The 20173-nt window shown below is 54.1% G+C and carries 22 protein-coding genes and 2 pseudogenes; 12 read left to right on the forward strand and 12 right to left on the reverse strand.

Translation table 11 applies throughout. The features are described from left to right. Positions 1-12: 12 nt before the first annotated feature. The 3 genes from AC07VF_RS18905 to AC07VF_RS18915 form a co-directional block, all read right to left on the reverse strand. Entirely contained in the window at positions 13-321 is a 309-nt protein-coding gene (locus tag AC07VF_RS18905; protein WP_065988957.1) for a hypothetical protein, read from the reverse strand. Between the two features lie 62 nt (positions 322-383). Beyond that, positions 384-686 carry a hypothetical protein gene (locus AC07VF_RS18910; RefSeq protein ID WP_065989087.1) on the reverse strand — a complete coding sequence of 101 codons (303 nt, stop codon included), beginning with the start codon at positions 684-686 and terminating at the stop codon, positions 384-386. A 277-nt stretch (positions 687-963) separates the two neighbouring features. Beyond that, a complete protein-coding gene (locus AC07VF_RS18915) occupies positions 964-1497 on the reverse strand; it encodes a hypothetical protein (RefSeq protein WP_495007981.1) in 534 nt (177 codons plus the stop codon). Positions 1498-1717: 220 nt separating this feature from the next. Here AC07VF_RS18915 and AC07VF_RS18920 point away from each other — a divergent pair, with 220 nt between their 5' ends. Next, positions 1718-2428, forward strand: a complete 711-nt coding sequence (locus tag AC07VF_RS18920) for a CbrC family protein (protein WP_495007982.1) — start codon at positions 1718-1720, stop codon at positions 2426-2428. An 18-nt stretch (positions 2429-2446) separates the two neighbouring features. Continuing rightward, entirely contained in the window at positions 2447-2917 is a 471-nt protein-coding gene (locus AC07VF_RS18925; protein WP_495007983.1) for a hypothetical protein, read from the forward strand. 2 nt (positions 2918-2919) lie between these two features. On the opposite strand, the gene AC07VF_RS18930 is transcribed toward AC07VF_RS18925, so the two are convergent. From AC07VF_RS18930 to AC07VF_RS18955, 6 genes are all read right to left on the reverse strand, one after another. Continuing rightward, positions 2920-3207, reverse strand: coding sequence for a hypothetical protein (locus AC07VF_RS18930; protein ID WP_495007984.1), 288 nt, complete (start codon positions 3205-3207; stop codon positions 2920-2922). Further along, positions 3204-4127, reverse strand: coding sequence for a hypothetical protein (locus tag AC07VF_RS18935; RefSeq protein ID WP_495007985.1), 924 nt, complete (start codon positions 4125-4127; stop codon positions 3204-3206). Before AC07VF_RS18935 ends, AC07VF_RS18930 begins: the two co-directional genes overlap by 4 nt. 214 nt (positions 4128-4341) lie before the next feature. Then, on the reverse strand, positions 4342-4617 hold the full coding sequence (locus tag AC07VF_RS18940) for a DUF6966 domain-containing protein (RefSeq protein WP_495007986.1): 276 nt from the start codon (positions 4615-4617) through the stop codon (positions 4342-4344). Between the two features lie 55 nt (positions 4618-4672). After that, positions 4673-5074 carry a DUF8479 domain-containing protein gene (locus AC07VF_RS18945; RefSeq protein ID WP_197983970.1) on the reverse strand — a complete coding sequence of 134 codons (402 nt, stop codon included), beginning with the start codon at positions 5072-5074 and terminating at the stop codon, positions 4673-4675. A gap of 142 nt (positions 5075-5216) precedes the next feature. Continuing rightward, complete coding sequence (locus AC07VF_RS18950; protein WP_192173546.1) at positions 5217-5441, reverse strand: hypothetical protein; 225 nt, start codon at positions 5439-5441, stop codon at positions 5217-5219. Then, positions 5441-6946: a DUF6861 domain-containing protein gene (locus AC07VF_RS18955; RefSeq protein WP_495007987.1), complete on the reverse strand. Its 1506-nt coding sequence runs from the start codon at positions 6944-6946 to the stop codon at positions 5441-5443. The genes AC07VF_RS18950 and AC07VF_RS18955 overlap by 1 nt, the downstream gene beginning before the upstream one ends. A 752-nt stretch (positions 6947-7698) precedes the next feature. Here AC07VF_RS18955 and AC07VF_RS18960 point away from each other — a divergent pair. The 10 genes and pseudogenes from AC07VF_RS18960 (at position 7699) to AC07VF_RS19005 (ending at position 18207) form a co-directional block, all read left to right on the forward strand. Then, positions 7699-9534: a type VI secretion system Vgr family protein gene (locus AC07VF_RS18960; RefSeq protein WP_495007988.1), complete on the forward strand. Its 1836-nt coding sequence runs from the start codon at positions 7699-7701 to the stop codon at positions 9532-9534. A 21-nt stretch (positions 9535-9555) separates the two neighbouring features. After that, complete coding sequence (locus AC07VF_RS18965; RefSeq protein ID WP_495007989.1) at positions 9556-10158, forward strand: DcrB-related protein; 603 nt, start codon at positions 9556-9558, stop codon at positions 10156-10158. Continuing rightward, a pseudogene (locus AC07VF_RS18970) lies at positions 10155-10937 on the forward strand (PAAR domain-containing protein); the annotation flags it as partial. The gene AC07VF_RS18965 and the pseudogene AC07VF_RS18970, both read left to right, overlap by 4 nt. Positions 10938-11273: 336 nt before the next feature. Beyond that, a complete protein-coding gene (locus AC07VF_RS18975; protein WP_495007990.1) occupies positions 11274-11693 on the forward strand; it encodes a hypothetical protein in 420 nt (139 codons plus the stop codon). Between the two features lie 354 nt (positions 11694-12047). Further along, positions 12048-14706 (forward strand): annotated as a pseudogene (locus tag AC07VF_RS18980) (RHS repeat-associated core domain-containing protein). Beyond that, the gene (locus AC07VF_RS18985) at positions 14703-15299 is read left to right on the forward strand and encodes an SMI1/KNR4 family protein (protein ID WP_346625847.1); all 597 of its coding nucleotides are present in this window, start codon (positions 14703-14705) and stop codon (positions 15297-15299) included. Before AC07VF_RS18980 ends, AC07VF_RS18985 begins: the two are co-directional and overlap by 4 nt. A gap of 10 nt (positions 15300-15309) precedes the next feature. Beyond that, positions 15310-15771 carry a hypothetical protein gene (locus tag AC07VF_RS18990; RefSeq protein ID WP_495007991.1) on the forward strand — a complete coding sequence of 154 codons (462 nt, stop codon included), beginning with the start codon at positions 15310-15312 and terminating at the stop codon, positions 15769-15771. Between the two features lie 8 nt (positions 15772-15779). Further along, positions 15780-16244, forward strand: a complete 465-nt coding sequence (locus AC07VF_RS18995) for a YrhA family protein (RefSeq protein ID WP_346625849.1) — start codon at positions 15780-15782, stop codon at positions 16242-16244. A gap of 439 nt (positions 16245-16683) precedes the next feature. Beyond that, the gene (locus AC07VF_RS19000; protein WP_495007992.1) at positions 16684-17370 is read left to right on the forward strand and encodes a hypothetical protein; all 687 of its coding nucleotides are present in this window, start codon (positions 16684-16686) and stop codon (positions 17368-17370) included. Between the two features lie 117 nt (positions 17371-17487). Next, positions 17488-18207 (forward strand): hypothetical protein, encoded by a 720-nt coding sequence (locus AC07VF_RS19005; protein WP_495007993.1) that lies wholly within the window; start codon positions 17488-17490, stop codon positions 18205-18207. Positions 18208-18325: 118 nt separating this feature from the next. On the opposite strand, the gene AC07VF_RS19010 is transcribed toward AC07VF_RS19005, so the two are convergent. The 3 genes from AC07VF_RS19010 to AC07VF_RS19020 form a co-directional block, all read right to left on the reverse strand. Further along, positions 18326-18766: an SRPBCC family protein gene (locus AC07VF_RS19010; protein ID WP_495008261.1), complete on the reverse strand. Its 441-nt coding sequence runs from the start codon at positions 18764-18766 to the stop codon at positions 18326-18328. A gap of 129 nt (positions 18767-18895) precedes the next feature. Further along, positions 18896-19282, reverse strand: a complete 387-nt coding sequence (locus AC07VF_RS19015; RefSeq protein ID WP_495007994.1) for a nuclear transport factor 2 family protein — start codon at positions 19280-19282, stop codon at positions 18896-18898. Positions 19283-19343: 61 nt separating this feature from the next. Continuing rightward, positions 19344-20087 (reverse strand): SDR family oxidoreductase, encoded by a 744-nt coding sequence (locus AC07VF_RS19020; RefSeq protein ID WP_495007995.1) that lies wholly within the window; start codon positions 20085-20087, stop codon positions 19344-19346. Between the last annotated feature and the right edge of the window lie 86 nt (positions 20088-20173).

Raw genomic sequence — 20173 nt, forward strand, 5'->3', positions numbered from 1 at the left:
CGCCATCAGCGCCTAGTGGTTTTGAGACCTGAATTCACGCATCCATTTCAGGGCAGGCGTTTCTCCCCCTGTGAGCTCAGTGCAAAAAGTTGCAAACGCCTGCTCAAGCGCTTCATACGCCTGGAGGCCTCGTTCGCTAAAGCGGTATCGCCCCGGAATCTGGCCCCACTCCCAAGGCGTCGTAATCGCCCCTTCCATGACGAGCTTTAGCAGAGGCTTCAGTTCAGCGTATAGCTCCGCTGCCTCAGCATCGAGATCGGCATACGCCTTGAGATGGGTTTCCAGGTTGAGTGCTGCAGCGTGAAGCTTGTTGTTACTCATGGTGAGTTCCTTCGCATGCAGCTGTGCGTGCAAATCTTTTGTAGATAGTGAGCTCGAACGTGTTACTTGCCGCGTCTCGCTTTGAAGGCTTTGAGAGCGTCGGATTCGCCGCCGGTAAGCTCAATGTAGAACGCAGCGTATGCTTCGGACAAATCACTGTAGCCTTGGAGATGGGTCTCCGAGAGCAGCCTGTAGCCTGGGATATCTCCGATTTCCACCGCCTGAAGAATGCTGCATCGCTCGGCCCGCTCGATAAGGTCCTGAAGCGAACCCGATAGTAACGCTGCGGCAGGGTCAACGACTGCGTATTTATCTAGCGTGCGCTGCAGCTCACGCGCCGATGCCTGGAGTTTGTTTTTATTCATCGCGGCCCTCTTCAAAACTGCCTTCCTGCGCATTACAAAAGCTGACCCTGCTGATCAGCGCTCCGCGGCAAGTTGCCGGTCTAAACGGGATTTCAGTCATCCTCTAGCCCTCGCTGCTCAAGTGGTGTTGAAGCGAGCCGCCACGGCTCTGCTGATGGTTGGGTAACCGCACCTTCGTGGCGTTCGGGCCGCAGTCCGCAGGCTGTGATCTGAGGGTGATGCGGATTCATGGAAACACGCTTCGAATCGGCGCAAATGCCAATAGACGAACGTCCCGCTAGAGATTATCAGGCACGAAGTCGGGACCTTCAAACTTGTCCCGAACGCCTAACGCCATGCGCATCAATGGCTCCCAGAGACCTTGCTTACTGTTCCACGACTCGCCTGCCCACCGCGTGTCGTTAATCAATTCAGCTTTGTTGGCCTCAAGTTCATGCTTGAGCGCTCTTGCGATGCCAGCTGTATCCATTTCAAAAAGGTCACCATACTTGCCGTTTGGATTTGACTTCTTTTGGATGAGGCAATATTGGTAATACTGGATCCAGTAAGATACAGCATAAATCGCTCGATTTTTGTCTGGGTAGGTGTCCAGAGCCTTTAACATTGCTGTTGCAAATTTGACCGCAAAGGTTTGATTCTTGGTTTTTATCCAATAGTCGAGCACTAACAAGTCGAAGGCAGCCTGCACGTTTTGTGGTTCTTGGGTGTCTACCTTGGCTTCTTGAAAATAGAAAGGCTCGCCGACGATAAATTTGTCGAGTGCGCCGTCCGCTAGCGCGATCAGCAACACATTGTCCAGGTTATCTGTCATTGGGTTCACGTCCTTGCGCAGTCAATTGCACGGATGGCCACCTGTTTTTTTTGGCGGTTTCCCTGCGGTTCATAGTGGGGGTGGCATCCGGCATGATTAATCCTTTCGTTTCCAGGGCCCAAGGCCTACCCGGGGCACGTGACCACACTCCCGCTAGCATACCGGTGATGCGCGCCGGCCGGGTAGGATGAGCTCCTCAGCTTGAAGCTAGATATTAGCTATGGTGAATTTGCTCCGCACGCAGCTGTGTTTCCAAGCCAAGCGCGTGTTCGCTGATCGCCATGGAGATGTGCCGATTTATGTTCACCTGGATGAGCAATCCGCCATTTTTTTACTCGATTCAAGTAGCGTGCAAGAATGCGATCGACCAATGACCAAGGATGCGTTTATGACACTGCCCCGCTTTCTCTACCATCCCGATCCCGTCGGTACCGGTTCGGTGCAACCTTCTTCCGTCACGTGCGTGAGTTGCAATCAGGCCCGCGGCTACATATACGCAGGGCCGGTATACGCCATTGAGGAATACGAAAACTGCATCTGCCCTTGGTGCATTGCCGACGGGAGTGCGCACCAGCGCCTGGGCGCGACGTTTGTCGATGACGAGAGCGTTGGCCTGGATGGCGATGACACGCTGAGCGAGGCGCAGATCGCCGAAGTCTGTCAGCGCACGCCTGGTTTCAGCGGGTGGCAGCAAGAATGCTGGTTCACTCACTGCGACGACGCGGCCGAATTCATCGGTAAGGCCGGCCACAAAGAGTTGATTGAAATGGGCCCGGCAGCCATCGCCGCCGTTCAGGACTCAACGGGATTGGAGGAGGGGCCGCAGTGGCAAGCGTTTTTAAATGCTCTGGATAAGGATCATGGCCCTACCGCCTACCTGTTCAAATGTCGTCACTGCGCCACGCTGGGCGCTTATCAAGACAACCATTGACGCCAAATGTTGAAGTCTATGAATAAAACCGAATGGCAAGCTCTCAAGCTCAGGCTTAAAAAGTACTTCGCGATTTTCTTCCTGGTCTGCCTCGGAGGGGCGCTTATCTATGGCTACATCCACAAACCTGAGCTTCCTCCTCAAATAGTCCTGAAGCAAAACTTCATACCAGGGGAGTGGCTTTATATCGTGGAGGAGGCGAGGGACCGTTCAGATCCCAAGTGGCTAAAGTTCTACATGGATCATCGTGAATCGACTGACGAAACCATGAAGGTGTATTTGGGCAAGACCCCGCCCTTCCTGGTCTCGGACACTGACTTGAAAGACGTGGAAATCCAACGTGTCCCCAACGGCCTGCATATCAAGCTGAGAGGAGCCATATCGGATTACCGCAGCGACCTTTACCTGAAAGACGGGGACACTTACACCACTTACCGTGTAAGCCTTGAACAAGTCGAAACCCGACCGCCCTTGCCGAGCGGCCGGTGAGCTTATTTCAATAAGGCGATCACTGCGCAGGCCAGCATGATCAACAGCGCCGGCCACTGCATCGGTATGAAAAAGAAGTGGTGGCGAACGCCATCGGGATGAAGCTCGCGATTCAACACAAAGCCCAGCACAACGTTGATGGCTGAACCAATACCTAAGCCCATCAAGAGTTGCATGAGCGATGTATTTCCGGGCTTAACGCTGGAATCCGGCCATAACCACATCATTAACAGCAACGTCGCTAATGGTGTGAACAACGTCAGCCAGCCTGCGCCTCGGTAGATCATCATCGGACGTTCATCTCAAAAACATTAGCGGCTGGTCTGCGTGCCTGCTCTTCAACTGCCAACACGACATCGAGCGTGTTGAGGAACAGGTCATGGCTCAGGATGCCGGTGGCGATGGTTGACAATACGGGCTTGCCGTTCTCGTCCTTGATCACCACGTTTTCGGTCCAGGCGCTCAGGTCTACCGTGCGCAGTGACGACACCGGCACTTTGTTGCCCTGGTACTCGAAAAAGTCCCGGCTCAGAAGAATTGGCGCCGTGGTCACTTTAAGGAAGTTGCCGGTTACTCGCTTGCCCCAGACCTGCTTTGAACTGATGCAGTTGAAGGTGACCGACTGGCCCGCCTCCAGCGCTTCGGCCACAGCCGGCAGGCGTGCGCGGACGTGTAAGTCACGGACCAGTTCCTGAAATGCCTGGAAGCCTTTCAATGTATCAACCACTCGATGAAAGGGCTCTGAGGCATTACGACGATAGGCCAGGTTTGTGATCAGGCCGGTCAATACAGTTTGCCCGGAGCTGAACAGGTACAGGTCCTCTATCTCGGCAAACGCCGTGTAGTCGCGCTGGTCTTTAGTAATGCGCACGATGCCGTTTTCAAAAACTTCGTAGTCGGTACTGCGCAGCTTCTTGTGCCAAGCGGTGGTACCCAATAGGCATAGACCGATAAGGGCCAACAAGCCTATGGTGAAACTAAACACTACGTGTTTGCCTGAGAAATTGAGGGTCATGCCGCGGGACGTGTGAAGCGTGACCGGGCCGTTATCGCCCATCGGCACAATTGTGCTCAGATAGAACACGAACGCGGCGAGGCCCAAAAACACAACGGCCAACACCAGGCCGAAAATCAAAAAGGCCTTGCCCTGGCGGAACGTTGCGATCGGCTCACCGGTGTCGGAAGAAGTGTGGGAGTTGTTTGGTTGCATGAGTGTTTGCGTCCTTGTCTTTGAATGGGTGCGCGGCCTTAGGCGCGGGGCAGGGTAGGTGGTGCTTTTTCTAGAGAGTGGAGCGGTGTAGCTGGATTCATGGCATACCCGGCGTGATTACTGTCAACGCTCCCTGTGCCCGTACTGCTTTTTTGAGCTGCCCCCAACCTTGCTGCTCGGCGGCGGATGCGACAGCGATGGGGTATAGGGATCGCTAGTGTTGCATGCAGAGCTCATATAACCGGGTGCGTAATTCGGCAAACTCATTGTTCTCGTCGATCAAGGGCTGGTCGTCATAGTACAAAACGATGTCAGTCAGGGACCCCATTCCTCCATACAATCCGATTAGCTGTGAGAGGGCGAAGTCGTAGCCGTGGGGTAGATCTGCTCGATACTGATCGAGACGCTCAGCCCATTCGTATTTATTCCCGGCGCGTAGTAACGCGGACATGCGGATCATCGTCGCGCTTATCGAAATGCTCTTTGTCATCCCAGAGGCCCTGAGCCGATTACGCGAGCTCAACTCAACTACCGGGGATTACAGGCTACGTTTCCCGGCAAGTCCCTGGTCCGAAGGTGATTTCAGTAATAGGCTCGGCCTGGCTGCTGGAGTAGCTGTAAGTGATCTTGTTTCCCAGCTCTAGCATAAGCAAATAGGCAGTCTGGCTGCACAGCGCCTTCTGGATCTGCTGAGTCAGGTAACTCTCGTAGTACACCCGTTCACCTGGGCGATTTGCATAAACAGAAAGCGTGATCTTGTAGAGCACGGTGTGATCGGCATAGCTGATATTGTCGATGCGGGTCATAGGGTCGAGCATGATGGGAAGCTGTTTCTGTTGCTCGGCAATCACGGCTTCAAGTGCTTGCTCACTGTCCTGAGCGTAGGTCGGTGTTATGCAGCAGAAGGCTATCGCTGAGGCAATCAAGCATCGGATTAAGCGGCTCAAAATAACGTTCCTTGTTGTCGTTTACACGATTGGTGATTCAGGTGTAAATCTTTCTGCATGGAGGTCTGTATTGTGAATCAAGCACAGGATGACTCGTGGCTCATAACGGCGATTACTGTGAACCATTCCGCGTGCCGTTGACTTACTTACCTCGATCGTACTCAGCTTTAGTCATCTCCTCACCATACCGAAGAGCGTCATTGAAAAGACGGTTCTCGTGGGGAACGGGCTCGCGGCTTTCCTGCTCTCCATAGAACCGCACAAATACCTGCTGTGAAGCGTGATCCCATCGGTAAGTGACGTCCTCGAATGGGTAATCTACGTAAACATCTTCCTTTGCAAAGCGCTCCCCCTTGTTGATGCCCATTACAATCCCCTCACTGTGTCGTAGTAAGCCTTGCTTTTCGTGGCAATAGCCTCGGCACCGCTGGAAGTTGGACTCATTGTTCGCCAATCCTCATAGTAAGCATGTCCAAGACCGCCCGGCACACCGGCCTTGGAGGCCACGGCGTCATAGGTGTCGCTCCCCAACAGGTTTCTGGCCAACGCCTCAGGCTCTTTAGCAAAAATCATTTGGGGAGAGTTCACTTGAATTTCACCGGGTATGCCGGCTTTGGTCATGAACGATGAATTGACCCCACTGTAGCCAAGTGGGTCTGCAGCACCATCGATGATTTTCACCTTGGCACCGCGTTGCGCCAACTCCTGAGTAACTGACGCAATTTTGTCTGCGGGCACAATGATCGTGTTACGTGCCAGGTCCTTGATCTTTGTAGGGTCACCGCCGTAGTCATTGGCGATCTTTTCCAATGCTCGCGCCCTTGATTTGATCGGTGCTTTTGCAACCGTGCCGCCGTACTTGGCAGCGATCTCATCAGCCACGGCGTCTATCTCGGCCTTAGCTGCACCGGCTTTTGCATAGATTTCTTCGAAGTTTGGGCGTGTTTTGGGTGGTTTGGTAGATTTGGAGCTCTCGTTGGGCAGCGGTGGTTCAGGCTCAGCCTTTTTCAATGGCGTCACATCTTTCGCCTGCAATTCCGGCTGAGCCAGAATCTTCTGCTCATTGCGCGCTAACCACGCCGCGAATTCCTTGTTCGAAATATCGGCCTGTAGTTTGGCGCTGCGGGTAGCGATGCTCTCCAGACTGTTCATCACGCCGGCCTTCATCTGCCCGCGTGTCAGATAAGTCACGATGGCCGTTAGCAGCAGCATCACCAGTTGCCCTTGCCCGCGGGCCAACTGCCGAGCGGCGCGTTCGGTGCGCTCCTGGACCTGTGCAGCCGAACCGCCACTCGGGTCGAGGCCTACGGGTTTCAAACCATCTTCGGCGTGCCATGCGGTGGCGAGCCCTTCCTGCAACGTCGACAAGCATGCAGGCAGGCCCTTGTAGAAATACTCCGCAATGGCCGACAGACCTAGTGCCATGAGAATCACGTTGCCCACTTGCAGGCCGATCCCCGCGCCAGCGACGGCCCCGGGTGCTGCACCAATACCAAAAGCCCACGCGCCTGCAGCGCCGCCAAGAGCGCCACCCACTGCGACGCTGCCCCCAAGGATCATCACCACTTGCTGCACCAGCTTGATCAGTACCGGCAGAATTTCCTTGATGTTGATCGACGCCCATTTGCGGGTGAGATCGGACTGCATGATCGGGTAGGAGAGGGCCATTGCCTGCCGGACGTGATCGATTCGGGCTCCGCCCATGTAGCCGTAAGCCTGGCTGACGCCGTTACTGAGCCGGCGGCTCATACCGTCCCAACCGTCGTTCGCGCTCTGCAAGCCGCTGCTGACGCCTTGGTTGAGGGCGTTGAATTGTTCGTCGAGGTTTCGCTCGATGTCGTCCCAGCTTGGCACGTTGGCTAATAGGTCCATTTACACATCACAGTCCTTGAGGGGGAAGCGCTGTACAGCGTCCCGATGAGCGTGTCTGTTGCGGCTGACCGTTATGGCTAGCACGTCGCCAGCAGTAGACGTCAAGTCCGCTATCGACCGCTAACGTACGATTTAATTTCCGGCGATGCGCATTTTTCTCAGTTTTTTTACACTCGGCAATGATGGCAGAACACCGTCATTCAACCATCTGGTGCCTATAACCCCCGGCAAGCGCCTGTGAACACGGGCACTTCGAGACATTCACCTGCCGGTTAAGAAATTTCAAATGGGATCCACAGTGCTGCGCGACCGTTCGCAAAATCGATTCACCGGGTTGACAGCGGGAGGCGCATAAGTGTCTCCTTTGCCGCTGTGAAACATCTGTAACGATTCTGAGACTGTGATGTCGTTCGCGACTTACAGTGTCTGGTGGCACTTTCGCATTGCGGCGCGGTCGCAGTGTCCAGCAATTGAATGTTTACCCGGAACCAAGTGGCGGTGCTGCCGACTGCGCACATGCGCGCGGGCCCCAACCGTCGATTCCGAGACTGTTGTTTTAAAGAAGCGTCTGTAGCTCGGGTCCTACGTGATTGTAGGAATGCCCCCACGGCTGGCGGCGAACCTGCCTCATGGCGCGTCATCCACCCGTTAGCGACGATGCAACAAGGGCTCCGGCCCCCCTTGTCGGCTCGTAACCTGTTGTTGCTGAGCATGGCGGTAGCGTTCTACCCCGTGCCATCCAGGAGATTTTCATGATGATGGACCTTGCCGCGTTGCTCTCGCCCCAGAACCGGCGCCTGTTCAAGTTCAATAACCTCGCCAACCCGGAACAGCAACTGCTGCTCGAAACCTTCAAAGGTCGGGAAGCGCTGTCCCAGGCGTACAGCTTCGAGCTGCTGCTGATCTGCGAAGACTCCGGCGTCGAGCTCAAGTCGATGATGGGGCAATTGGTCACTATCGAAATCGAACTGGCTGACAGCACGCCGCGCTATATCGCCGGTTACCTCACTCGCTTCGCCAGCACCGGCAGCGACGGCGGCATGGCCCGCTACACCGCGACGCTCAACCCCTGGTTCTCGATGCTGAAAAACCGCTTCGACACGCGGATCTTTCAGGGCAATACCGTCGAGGAAGTGGTGACCCAGGTGTTCGCCCTGTGCCCGGCATTCTCCCGCCATGAATTCCGCCTGACCAAGCCACAAAAGCGCTACACCTACATCACCCAATACCGTGAAACCGACTTCAACTTCGTCCAGCGTCTGCTCGAAGAAGAAGGGATGTTTTACTACTTCGAGCACACCGCCGAAGGCCACACCATGATCATCTGCGACGACTCCAGCATGCTGCAGCCGTTGCCAGAACAACCGCAGATCCGCTTCCACACCGCGTCCGTCACCGAGACCGCTGACTCCATCACTCAGTGGAGCGGCAACCGCCATTTGCAGGCGGGCAAGATGGCCGTGCAGACGTTCGACTACCGTCAGCCCAACAACCGTCTGCCCGTCGGGATGAACAGCCTGAACAAACAGGGCGACGTCGAGACGTTCGAGATCTACGACTTCCCCGGCCAGTACACCCACGGCACCTACGACGAAGGCGAAACGCTGTTGCGTCTGCGCATGGAAGCCCTGGAAATCCGCGGCAAGAAGTTCGAAGGCGCGAGCAACTGCCGCGCGATGAAGCCTGGTTACACCTTCGAGTTGGTGCAGCACTACGACCATGATCAGGGCTCCGCCGACGATCGTCAGTTCCTGCTGATGGGCGTCGAAAGCGAAGGCCACAACAACTACCTCAACGGCCATCAGGCGAGCTACTACAACACCTTCTCCTGCGTGCGCAAAAAGATCCCGTTTCGCCCGCAACTTTCCACGCCACGCCCGACCATCGCCGGGCCACAGACCGCCATCATCGTTGGCCCGCCGGGCGAAGAAATCTTTACCGACGAACTCGGCCGCGTGAAAGTCCAGTTCCACTGGGACCGCAACGGCAAGTACAACGACCACAGCTCCTGCTGGGTCCGCGTCGCCCAATCCGGCGCCAGCGGCGGTTTCGGCAGCATCCAGATCCCGCGTGTGGGTGATGAAGTCGTGGTGGTTTTTCTGGATGGTAATCCGGATCGCCCGTTGATCATGGGGAGTGTCTACAACAGCAAGAACACCCCACCGTGGTCGTTGCCGGCGAACAAGACGCAGAGTGGTTTTCTTACGCGCTCGATCAAGGGTAAAAGCTCGAACGCCAACTCCTTCATGTTTGAAGATAAGTCTGGCGCTGAGAAGGTCAGCCTGCACGCCGAACGGGATATGGAAACCGAGATCGAGGCGAATGAGATCCACAAAGTTGGAGGCAATCGTGAAGTTAAGGTCGGGGGCACCCACACCGAAACGATCCAGCTGCAGACAGCCATTAATGTTGAGGATGGGGCGTACAAGCTCTCCGTCAAGAAGGGTGAAGTGAAGATCACCGCCACCACATCTATCACGCTGCAAGTGGGCGCTAGCTCCCTGACCATGAAGTCCGACGGCACCATCACGTTGTCCGGCAACGTCGTGGACATCGAAGGCAAATCGATCATCAACCTGAACAAGTAGCAGACGGACAAGGAACGCCCCATGCGCACCAGTATGTATGACCGGATTTCCGAGAAACGCATTGCGGAAGAACAACGCCTGGAAGCTGAACGCCTGGAACAAGAGCGTGTAGCTAACCTGATTCCGAAACCCCACGAGCGTTTTCAGACCAACGAATTGAGCTTCGTGCGGCCGGAGAGCTTCAAGGACAAGACCTTTCACGTATTCACCTTGACGGACCTTGGGCCCAGCCCATTCTCGCTGGTGATTGGCCGCTCGGTCGTCGCAGCGGATACTGATTTAGAAACGGTTGCGCAGCAATTGCTGGCTGAACTGAATAAAACCCTCGCCCACCTGGAGTGGGTCGAGCCACTGTTCCCCACTGAGGTAGCAGGCGTTGATGCCCGACAGGTTGAATTCAGATGGCGGCAGCAGGGACAGCCCGTTCACCAACTTCAGCTGATTTTCCTGCACCGTGATGAGCATGAGCAACCGTTGCTGATGCAGATCACCGGGACCAGTAACCACCCAGGCGGGATGACGCCAGCCGAGCGTGAGGCTTTCGTCTCCATCGTGGAGACACTTGAATTACGGATGCCGCTAGATCCTGATGACGAGCGCGATGGAGAGGCCGCTGCGGTATGAGTGCGGCCGCCCGGGTCGGGGACCCGATTGAACATACATCGGCGTTGGAAGGTTTGCTCTTGGGATTAGCCGTTGGCGCTGCGGCAGTGGTGGTCGCGGCGGCAGCGGGTGTCACCATTATCGCAACAGGTGGATTGGCCGCAGTGGCTGCGGTTGGCGCGGTCATGGCGTTGACGGCGGGATTTGGGGAGCTGATTGGCAGTCTGTCTTGGTGCACCAACAAGGCCGGGCAGATATTCAAAGGATCAGGAAACGTCTTCACCAACGGCAAGCCCGCAGCACGGGCTCACCTTGATACCGCTACGTGTGACAAACATGGCTCGGTGCCGCAAGTCATTGCCCAAGGAAGTCGCACGGTTCACATCAATGGCCAGCCTGCCGCGCGCGTGGGAGATCGCACCGTCTGTGACGGGAAGATTAGCGCTGGGTCTGGCAACGTCAACATCGGTGGCGCGACTGAAAAGACTGACGACATTAATCCTGAGGTCGAGCCATGGCTTCACTGGTTGGTTGGCGGGATTGGGTTCGGTAGCGCTGTGGTCCTAACGTCGCCCCTCGTAGCGATCACTGCATTTATAGACGGTGCGGTACTCGGGGGGATTGGCAGTATCTTAGGTGGCCGATGGTTCGGGGAAGACTCGAATGAGCAGAAGGTCATGGCGTTCAGCGGGGCGCTTGTGGGAGGCTGGTTTGGCGCGCGGTATGAGGTGCAAACTCGGGGTATTGGATCGAATCTAGCCAATATCAAGGTCGTGCCTAGGACGCCGAAGGCTTCTTTTGGGAAGGCGACGTCAGATGATTATCGAGCTACCTTTTTCGAAGCCAATCCTGAGTCAAAGGGTAAGGTGGTTGTCCATCATGCTGTGGAGCAGCAGGTCCAAAAGCGGTACCCTGATTTAGTGAAAACCGAGGAACTCCACTCCCTTGAAAATCTTCGCGGAATACCTAAAGAAAAAAATTCAGAGCTGCATTTGAGTACAATACGAAAAGAGTGGAACAGGTTTTATAGGGAAAATGCTTCGCCTACGAAGCAGCAGTTGTTAGATAAGGCAACTGAGATCGATAACATGATTGGCTCTCAATTTGATCCGCCAATACGATAAATAGGAATTAATATGTTTTATTTTGTTGAGCCTGAGGTTGCTGGTGGATTGGGTGATGGTACTATCGTCGATACCAATTCTCATCCTCCGGTAGTTAGCAGTCTTGAATACCGCTTTGAAGGATGGCTTGGCGATAATCTGTTAGAAAGCTTCCCCTGCTTCATCATTACCGAGTCCCTTGCTAAAAAACTTTTAGAATCAAAGCTAACAGGCACTACGTTTGCGCCAGTGTCCGTAACTAAATCAGAAGAATTTGTAGAGCTGCATCCACATATCTCTCTTCCGAAGTTTCTTTGGCTTAAAGTGGAAGGTAGTGCTGGAATCGATGATTTCGGTCTGTCGGTCGACCACCGCCTTGTTGTATCGCAGGCAGCGTTGGATGTTCTAAGGACTGCTCAACTTGATAATGCAGATATTGAAAAGTATCGATGATTCCGCGGCGTGCGGTCTCACCAAGACTTACTATTTCTTTTTTCAGTAGTGAGGAGAAGTAGATTCAAGCATCGTGGCGCGACTTTAGAGTTAGTGGCTATATAGAAATTACGAACTATAGAGTTATGGTTCTGTGGATCTTGTCTCCTAGTGTAGAACCGCTGGGAAACCATCGACGGTCAGCCGCGTGTTGTGGAGCATTGGACCAGCGATGGCGAGCACTCTAATTTTCGCTACGACTTCCAAAAGCGCAAGTCCTGGGCAGTTGACGTCCTCGGCCGTGAGCTTGAAGTGCATTACAACGAGGATCGCCTTGTCATCGCCAGCCGCGATTATGGTGGCGAACGTTACGCCATGGACCTGGACGAAGCCGGCAACCTGATCGGCATCACGCTACCCGATGGCAATAAGCTGGCCTTCAAGTATGACGACTTCTCCCGCCTGATCGAAGAGACCGATCCGCTGGGCCGCCAGATCCGCTACAAACACCACCTCGGTACGAGGTTGGTGACCGAAACTAGCTTTCCCGACGGCAGTGTCTGGAAAGCCCGATACGACGGTAAAGGCAACCTGATCGCTGAAGTTGATGCACTCGGCCACAAGACCGAGTACCTCAACAGCGACGATGGCTTGCCGCACACCATCATCGACGCCACCCACAAATCCAAATACCTGTGGTGGAACGAGCTGGCGCAGGTGGAGCGCTTTCAGGATTGCTCGGGCAAGAACACCTTCTATACCTACGATGATCGGTCCCATCTGGTTGCCGTCACCGACGCGTTGAATCAGAAGACAAGGCTTGAGCGCAAACCCGACGGTGAAGTGGTGCGCATCGAGCACCCGGATGGAACGTCCGAATCGTTTACCTACAACGCATTGGGTCAGGTGCTCACGCACACCGATGGCAAGGGTCAGATTACGCGTCTGCTGCGCACGGCGCGCGGACTGCCTGCCAGCCGTCAGGACGCCAAGGGCCAGCGCATCAGTTACGAGTACGACAAGGCGATTCGGCTCACTGCGCTGGTCAACGAGAACAATGCGAGTTACGAGTTTGCCTACGATGCGTCAGATCGTCTGATCGAAGAAAAGCGTATCGACAACCTTACGCGTCGGTTCAGCTACAACCATGGCGGGCATCTGACGCGGGTTGATGAAGTCGGCTACGGGGACAGGGCAGAGCTGCCGCAGCGCAGTACGGAATTTGAGCGTGATGTGATTGGCCGATTGCTGGTTAAGGCCAATCAGGATACGCGGCTAGATTACGGCTATGACGAAGGTGATCGGCTTCTATCTATTTTGCGTCTGCGTACAGCGACCGGTAAAAAGCTGAGCGTTGCGGAAGAGATCCTCGACTTCAGTTATGACCTGCTAGGTTGTTTGGTTAAGGAAACCACACCCCAAGGCGCGCTGGCCTACGAATACGATCCGCTGAGCAACCTGACCACGCTGACCTTGCCGACTGGCCAACATCTCAATCACCTGTACTACGGCAGCGGGCACCTGCACCAACTGAACCTCGACGGTTTGCTCATCAGCGACATGGAGCGAGATGATCTGCATCGCGAGGTTTACCGCACGCAATGCAAACTGACCAGTTGTTTTGGTTACGACGCGATGGGACGTAAGAGCTGGTAGTTGGCATCAACCATCCCGGCTGAAAAGCTGTCGCAGATCCAGAACCCAGGCATCAACACCTCGTTGCTAGTAGATCATGCGTACAACCTGATTCATCGGCGATATGAATACGATCCGGCAGGCGAACTGACCCGCACGCTCGATAAACTGCGCGGAGAGATCAAGTACGAATACGAAGCTAATGGTCAGCTTCATAGCCGTGACACGGGCCGCTTGGTTGATAGCGAGGAGTTTCGATACGACGCTGCGGCCACCGGCTGAACTTCAATACCAGCCAATTCGATCAGGTCAAAGACAACCGCATCAAGCAATGGCGTGATCAGGAATATACCTACGACGCTTGGGGCAACCTGATTGAGAAGCGGTCGGGCTTATCCAAGCTGCAGACGTTCACCTACGACTGCGAAAACCGGCTCGTGCGTGCGGAGACGATGGTTAACAGCCAAGTGCACAGCGTCGGCACGTATCGGTATGACAGTCTGGGTCGCCGGGTTGGAAAGACGTCCGAGATTGATGGCCAGACCGAGCACAAGCATTTTCTCTGGCAAGGATTGCAGATGCTGCGCGAAGAAACACCGTGGCAGAGCAGCCTTTATATCTACGAGCCTGGTAGCTACGCGCCCTTGGCGCGAGTGGACCAAAACGAAGGCGAAGAGGAGAAAAAGCTTTATTACTTCTACACGGACCAGATCGGCACGCCGCTTGAGATGACGGATGTCGACGGTCAGATTGTTTGGCAGGCGACGCACAAGTCATGGGGGAAGTTGAGACACTTGCCGTCAGTGAGGTTGAGCAGAATCTGCGTTTCCAAGGCCAGTACTTTGACGACGAAACGGGGCTGCACTACAACACGTTCCGATACTACGACCCGGAGGTGGGACGGTTTATTACCCAGGATCCGATTGGGTTGTTGGGTGGGGATAATCTTTATGCTTACGCTCCGAATACTAATGGGTGGGTTGATCCTTGGGGCTGGGTATGCAATCGCCCCGGCGGATACAAGACCGGGGACGTAGACACTCATGGTAATTTGTCGCCAGGCGTCAACCGCGCAAGCGGTCACAAAAATGTATTTGATGATCAGCGAGTTCAATCTCACCACTTTATTCAGGATGCCTGGGCGAAAAAGAATATAGCTGGTTACAGTACTAATAAGGCTCCGGCGATTTTGTTGAAAAGCTCATCAGGAGAGTCACATGCTAATGTATCGGCGCTCCAAGCAGTTAGGCGCAGAGCTGGTGGGTTTGGAGGGTCAATCAAAAATGAATTTGGAGTAGCATACAGGGAGCTGTTGGACGCGGGAGTAAGTCCTGATGCCGCGAATAAAGTTGCAAGCAGGTCGTATAAATATTTTGACTCATTAGGAGCCTTCGAGTGATTGCGTATACTGAAACGAATCCGCCTGCTTCAGACGATAATATTACCGTCGCTTGTGGTCAGTTGAATATTGATAAGAGTGGTTGGCTCGTTGAGTTTTGGAAGGTTCACGATGGCGCAATGCTTAATGACCGTGTGCTGATATATTCAACTGCGCACATAGCAGAGCGTAACGAAACTTACCAGATAAATATGAATTTTCCTGATCATGTTCTAGTAGGAGATGACTCTGGAGGAGGTTTGATCCTGATTCCAAAAGTCGGTTCGAGTGAGTTCTATTTTATAGATTCTGGCGATCCGTTTATTGACGATGCTGAAATATATCACTCTATGGAAAGCTTGGTCGAGAATGTTATTGAAGGAGAGGATTCTGACTATGATCCGGATATAGGAGATATTGTGTCTATTTCCAAAGTCAAGGCTAAGTCATCTGAAGTTTTGGGGGTTAAGAAAGGGCTTGGCCTAGACTTTTCAATAAAGGTAGTAGCTGAAAGATTGGACATCGAAAATTTTATGCTACTTCAAGGTGTTAATGTTAGTAAGTATAGAAAAGTGTTGGCTGAGTATGGTCATTTAATTAGCTTTGTAAGTTAAAGCAGGTGTGGTGTTCTTTAATAGCTTCCTTTTCTATGATGCTCGCCCTATTGCTGTCGGGCTTCCAGGTGTCCGCACTGAGGAAATTATCTACACTAAACGTCCGCCCGCCGAAACCAGAGAATTGAGGAATGTGTTTGATCGCAAGGTGCGCCCCGATTATTTAAAGTCACTATCTGAGAATCCTGAGAATATCCAGCACATGAAAAACGCCGGCATTTATGACTCTGGTATTTCGCGAATGCAACAGGGCAAACTGCCTAGCCGTGACTGGCAAGTCCACCATGATCTACCTCTGGATGACGGTGGGACAAATAGCTTTAATAACCTGACACTCATTAAGAACGATCCCTATCATAAAGTTATTACTAATTACCAAAACACCGTGACCCGCAGCATGAAGCCCGGTGATATTCAAACGTTGGACTGGCCAATCATTGATCTTGATGTCTACCCTCCGCCCTTACTCTAGAGGTTTGCATGGAGAACTTGGAAGAAAAGATAGCATATGTAAAAAAGACGTATGAGGTGGACGGATTTTTCTTTAATGAAGGTGCGCACGAGCATGAAATCAAGTCGTTTGTCAGGTCTAGCGAGATGGAGCTGGGGTTCAGCCCTCCGAGTGATTACCTTGAGATTCTAAAAAGATTTAATGGTCTAGTAGTTGAAGGGGTTTTTCTCTATTCAACAAAACCAAAAAAACTTGTCGGCGGTAATGGATACTCTCTGGCCTTCATCGAAATGAATAAGTTATCGCGAGAACTTGAATGGATGGATCAATATGTTTTGTTTGGAGACAGCGATCAGGACGCTTACGTTTTAGACCTTGCTGAGGGACGCTACCAAGTTAGAGATAAGCAAGCGTTTGATAACGTATATGAAGAATTTGATAGTTTTTCGAGCCTGCTCGAATATATGGTGGAATTGATGGTAAGTCGTGTATAAGTCGAAGTGCGCCCTAGCTGACGTCGTCATTCCAAGGGCTGCGTCCGGGCCATCCTCCAGCCACGCAAGCCCGCCGTATCCGCCCGACAATCTAGAGACCTGAATGAATCAGGAATCTGATGCATTGATCAGTAGGCTGCTAACGAAACTCGATACGTCCTCTGCGACTAAACTGACTATGCCCTTGAGAAACCTTTTGTGGGCGACCATCACGGCCGGAGAAACATATCCTTGGCGTTTCTGGGGCAGTCCTTTTACATCTTGAACACGCGATCCGAGAATTGCTACGTGGTAGGCAGAAAGGACGGGCGGGAGGCGTCGTGCTAGCCCTCTAGCGGCTTCAGCAGTAGACCGCAGGCTTGAGGTGCCGGCTTCGGCTCTTTCTCAGTGAGTGTATCGTCCGACTAATGACGCTCAAATAAGCAGCAGGGAACAGCTGATGTTTGACACAGATCCACACCGCTTCATGTCCATCATCTTTAGCACCTGGCTCTTGTTCACGATCCAAGCGGTGTTTTCCGTAGGTATTTTGCCCAGCCTTTTATTTTTCCCAATGTGCGCGGCGGAGGTGTGGCTGAGTTGGTGGTGCTTCGATTGCGCTTACCGCACCGAAAAATTCACCCGATATGCCAATCTCAGGCTTTTTCTGAATCTCGGCTTTGCGCCAGGTTTTACATTTCTTCTGGTATTGATCGCAGCCTATAAACAGTTGAAATTAGGACCCGTCACATCACTTTTATTGGCATGCATTCCACTGCTCATCGCATTCGTCATTTACCTGGCGCTGTACAGGTGGAGAAGTCGAACGACGTTACTGGTTGCCCGGGGAAATCGGGTCGAGGTGACCGTGCCTCCGTTCCAGAACCAGTCCTTGCAGGGCGGAATAGGGGCTGCGCTTTCGACCGTGATCTACCCTATGGTCCATTCCTACGACTCTCCCGCTTTATTGCTTGCCTGTATCTTTTTCGCAATCTCACTGTTCATGCTCTTTTACCATCGGGTCAGTATTGCTTCTCTTCGCAGTTTGAAGGAGCAGGAGCTCAAGGAGCGGGTGAGCTACACGTTCATGGAGGTGGAGAGGATACGCGCACGGCGTGCTGCCTCATTCATAGGCCGCTGGTCATGATGGCTCTGTGTATCCGCATCGAAGAAAAAATCGTTAGAGTGAGTGTGGGAAGATTAGCCCGCTGCGCGATGTGCGATAGGTACACACCGGCACCACATGGAAGGAGCTAGCGTCTAAATGTCCACTATCTACGATCCTGACGCCCGAACTGTCAACGCCCTGACACGGACGCTTTTCATAGTTGCCATTGGCTTGGGTGCCGTTGGTCTCTTGCGCTCAGCCACAGACGGATGGGTGTACGGGCTGCTGTTTTTCCTGCTCTCAGGTTACACGCTGTACATGAGATATTGGTGTGAGCGTTATACGACATTCGCCCTAAGTTACTTCACTTTGATGATTTTTTTCTTGGCAGTTGCCCCCGCGTGGGTCAGTTACACCGTGGTCACGGACGACTTGGGAGGGTCTCCGGCTGAGGGACGTATAACCGCCGGGTTGTTATTGGGTTTCATCGCGACGCTGTATGCTGGCCTTTATCTAACGCCTCCTCGAGGGTTCGCGTTCGACGTATCCGATAACAGGGTTTCATTTTCCGTATCTTCCACATCCGCGGGAGCGGAAGGGTTGGTTGCCGGTGTTGGGACCTTAGCCGCAGGTGCAGTGATTAAATCAGTCACTCCGTTCACCACGGGCATTTTGATCATTCTGATTTTCCTGTTTGCCACCGTTTGCATGCTGATCCACGCTCGCGACCGTATCAGGGGGTTACGAACACTGCGCAAGAGAGAAAAGAGCAGGCTCACGCCTTACACGTTCATGCAGATTGATGAAATACGCGAAGCACGCAGCCGCTGGTGGCTGGGCAGGCTGTTCAACTGGCTTGCTTCCAGGCGCCGCTAGTCAGGCGTCAGCCTGTCGAGTCACACTTGATGTCCAATGGACGTCGGAACCCGGCGCGCCTTGCCTCGATTGGGCTCCGGCTGGCCCATCCAGCCAATTCACTCCCAGACGAGAACCATCACCCCCGAACTACCCCCTCCAAACCCTCATGCCCCTGCACAATCAGCCCCCTGACCAACCCCTCAAATTTCGCCCCCGCCCCAGCCTCTCGAACCTCAAACCCAGCACTCCATCGCACCACACACCGATCCGCCAAATCCGCTACCTCATCCACGCGAACCTGCGCCCGATACCCATCCACCGGCAACGGCCACTCCTCAAACACATAAGCCAAAGCCCTAAGCCCATCATCAGACTCAATCAACCGCTCCCGCAACACGCCACCGTCCGCAAGCGCCAGCCGCCTGACCGCACCCACCCGCAAAATCCCAGCCTGACCCTCGATGTCGCTCTTCACAATCGCCGGATGCCATGCCGCGATCCCGCCAAAGTCCCGAAGCACCTTCCACGCCTGATCCGCACTGCACGGCAAACCGGCGCTGTACTCAACTAAAACCATCACGTCTTACTCCAAAAATAACCAACGCTACGACTCAAAAAACGCTCAATACCCAGACGCTATAACCCGGCATGCAAGCCCCGAAGCCAAAACCCCAAGACCTGCGTCCATAAAAAACCGCTGTAAAACCTACCCCTCAAACTGGTGATAAACCTTCGTAATCACCTTCCAGTCCCCATCGATCGTGATCAACGTCAGGTAGTCGTTGTAATCCGCGCCAATCGCGTCCTTCTCCATATCCACCCGCACCACAGCCGTGGTCGGCGTAATCGCCAACACATCCAGCCGCGTCGTGATCTCGGCCGCCTTACCGTTGCTTTCAACAAAGTCATACAAGTTGCTGATCGGCCCGCCCAGCAATTGGCCGTTGGTAAATCCGTACATCACCGCCTCTTCATGAAAGGCCTGTTTGATCGTCGCAACATTGCCTTCGCGCAGCCCTTCAACGTAGCGGCTGGCGGTGTCGATGACGGCGTTGTAGTCGTGGGTGGGAACGGCTTTGATGTTCTTGCTCATGTTTATGACTCCAGGGTTTGAGTTAGGAAGGCGATAGCCTCAATGACCAACAGCTGCGCAATCACCAGTCCTGTCGGGTGGGTGAAATGATCAGGTCGTTGACGGTGACGTTGGCCGGCTGATTCAGCGCGTAGATCACGGCGCGGCTGATGTCTTCCGGCGCGATGGCGATTTCGTTCAGCGCTTGTGCGGCTTTGCGCCCGGCAGGGTCGGTGACATTGTCGGCCCAGCCGGTGTTGATCACGCCGGGGCTGACGGTGTTGACGCGGATGCCGTGGTGCACGCCCAGTTCTTTGCGCATGGATTCGGTCATGGCCTGCACGAAGAATTTGGTCGCGCTGTAGACGCCGGCGCCGGGGCCGACCTGGTGGCCGGCCACCGAGTCCATGTTGAGGATCTGCCCGGATTTCTGTTCGAGCATGAAGGGCAGGGCGGCGGCAATGGTGTTCAGGTAGCCCTTGATGTTGACGTCGATCATGGCGTTCCAGTCCTGGGTCACGAGATCGACCCAGTGGGAGAACAGCATCAGGCCGGCGTTGTTGACGAGGATGTCGACCGAGGCGTAGGTGTCTTTGGCGAACTGCGCCAAAGCGCGGGTCTGTTCAGCGTCGGTCACGTCGGTGACGAAGCTGCTTGCCTCGTAACCGGCCGAGCGGAGTTCGCTGACAAGGGCTGCGAGGCCTTTCTCATCCAGCGCAGCAGCCACGACGTTGACCCCTTGAGCCGACAAAGCTTTGGCCGTCGCGGCGCCGATCCCTGATGACGCGCCGGTGACGATGGCGGTTTTCTTTTCCAGGTAGTTCATCTTCATGTTTCCTCGAATTTAAGGCGTGCGGGCAGCGTCGGCCTTCCTGGGAAAGCCTTTGCCGTTTAGCCTTTATTGAATGCGGT

The sequence above is a fragment of the Pseudomonas sp. GW821-FHT02H06 genome (assembly GCF_059421525.1).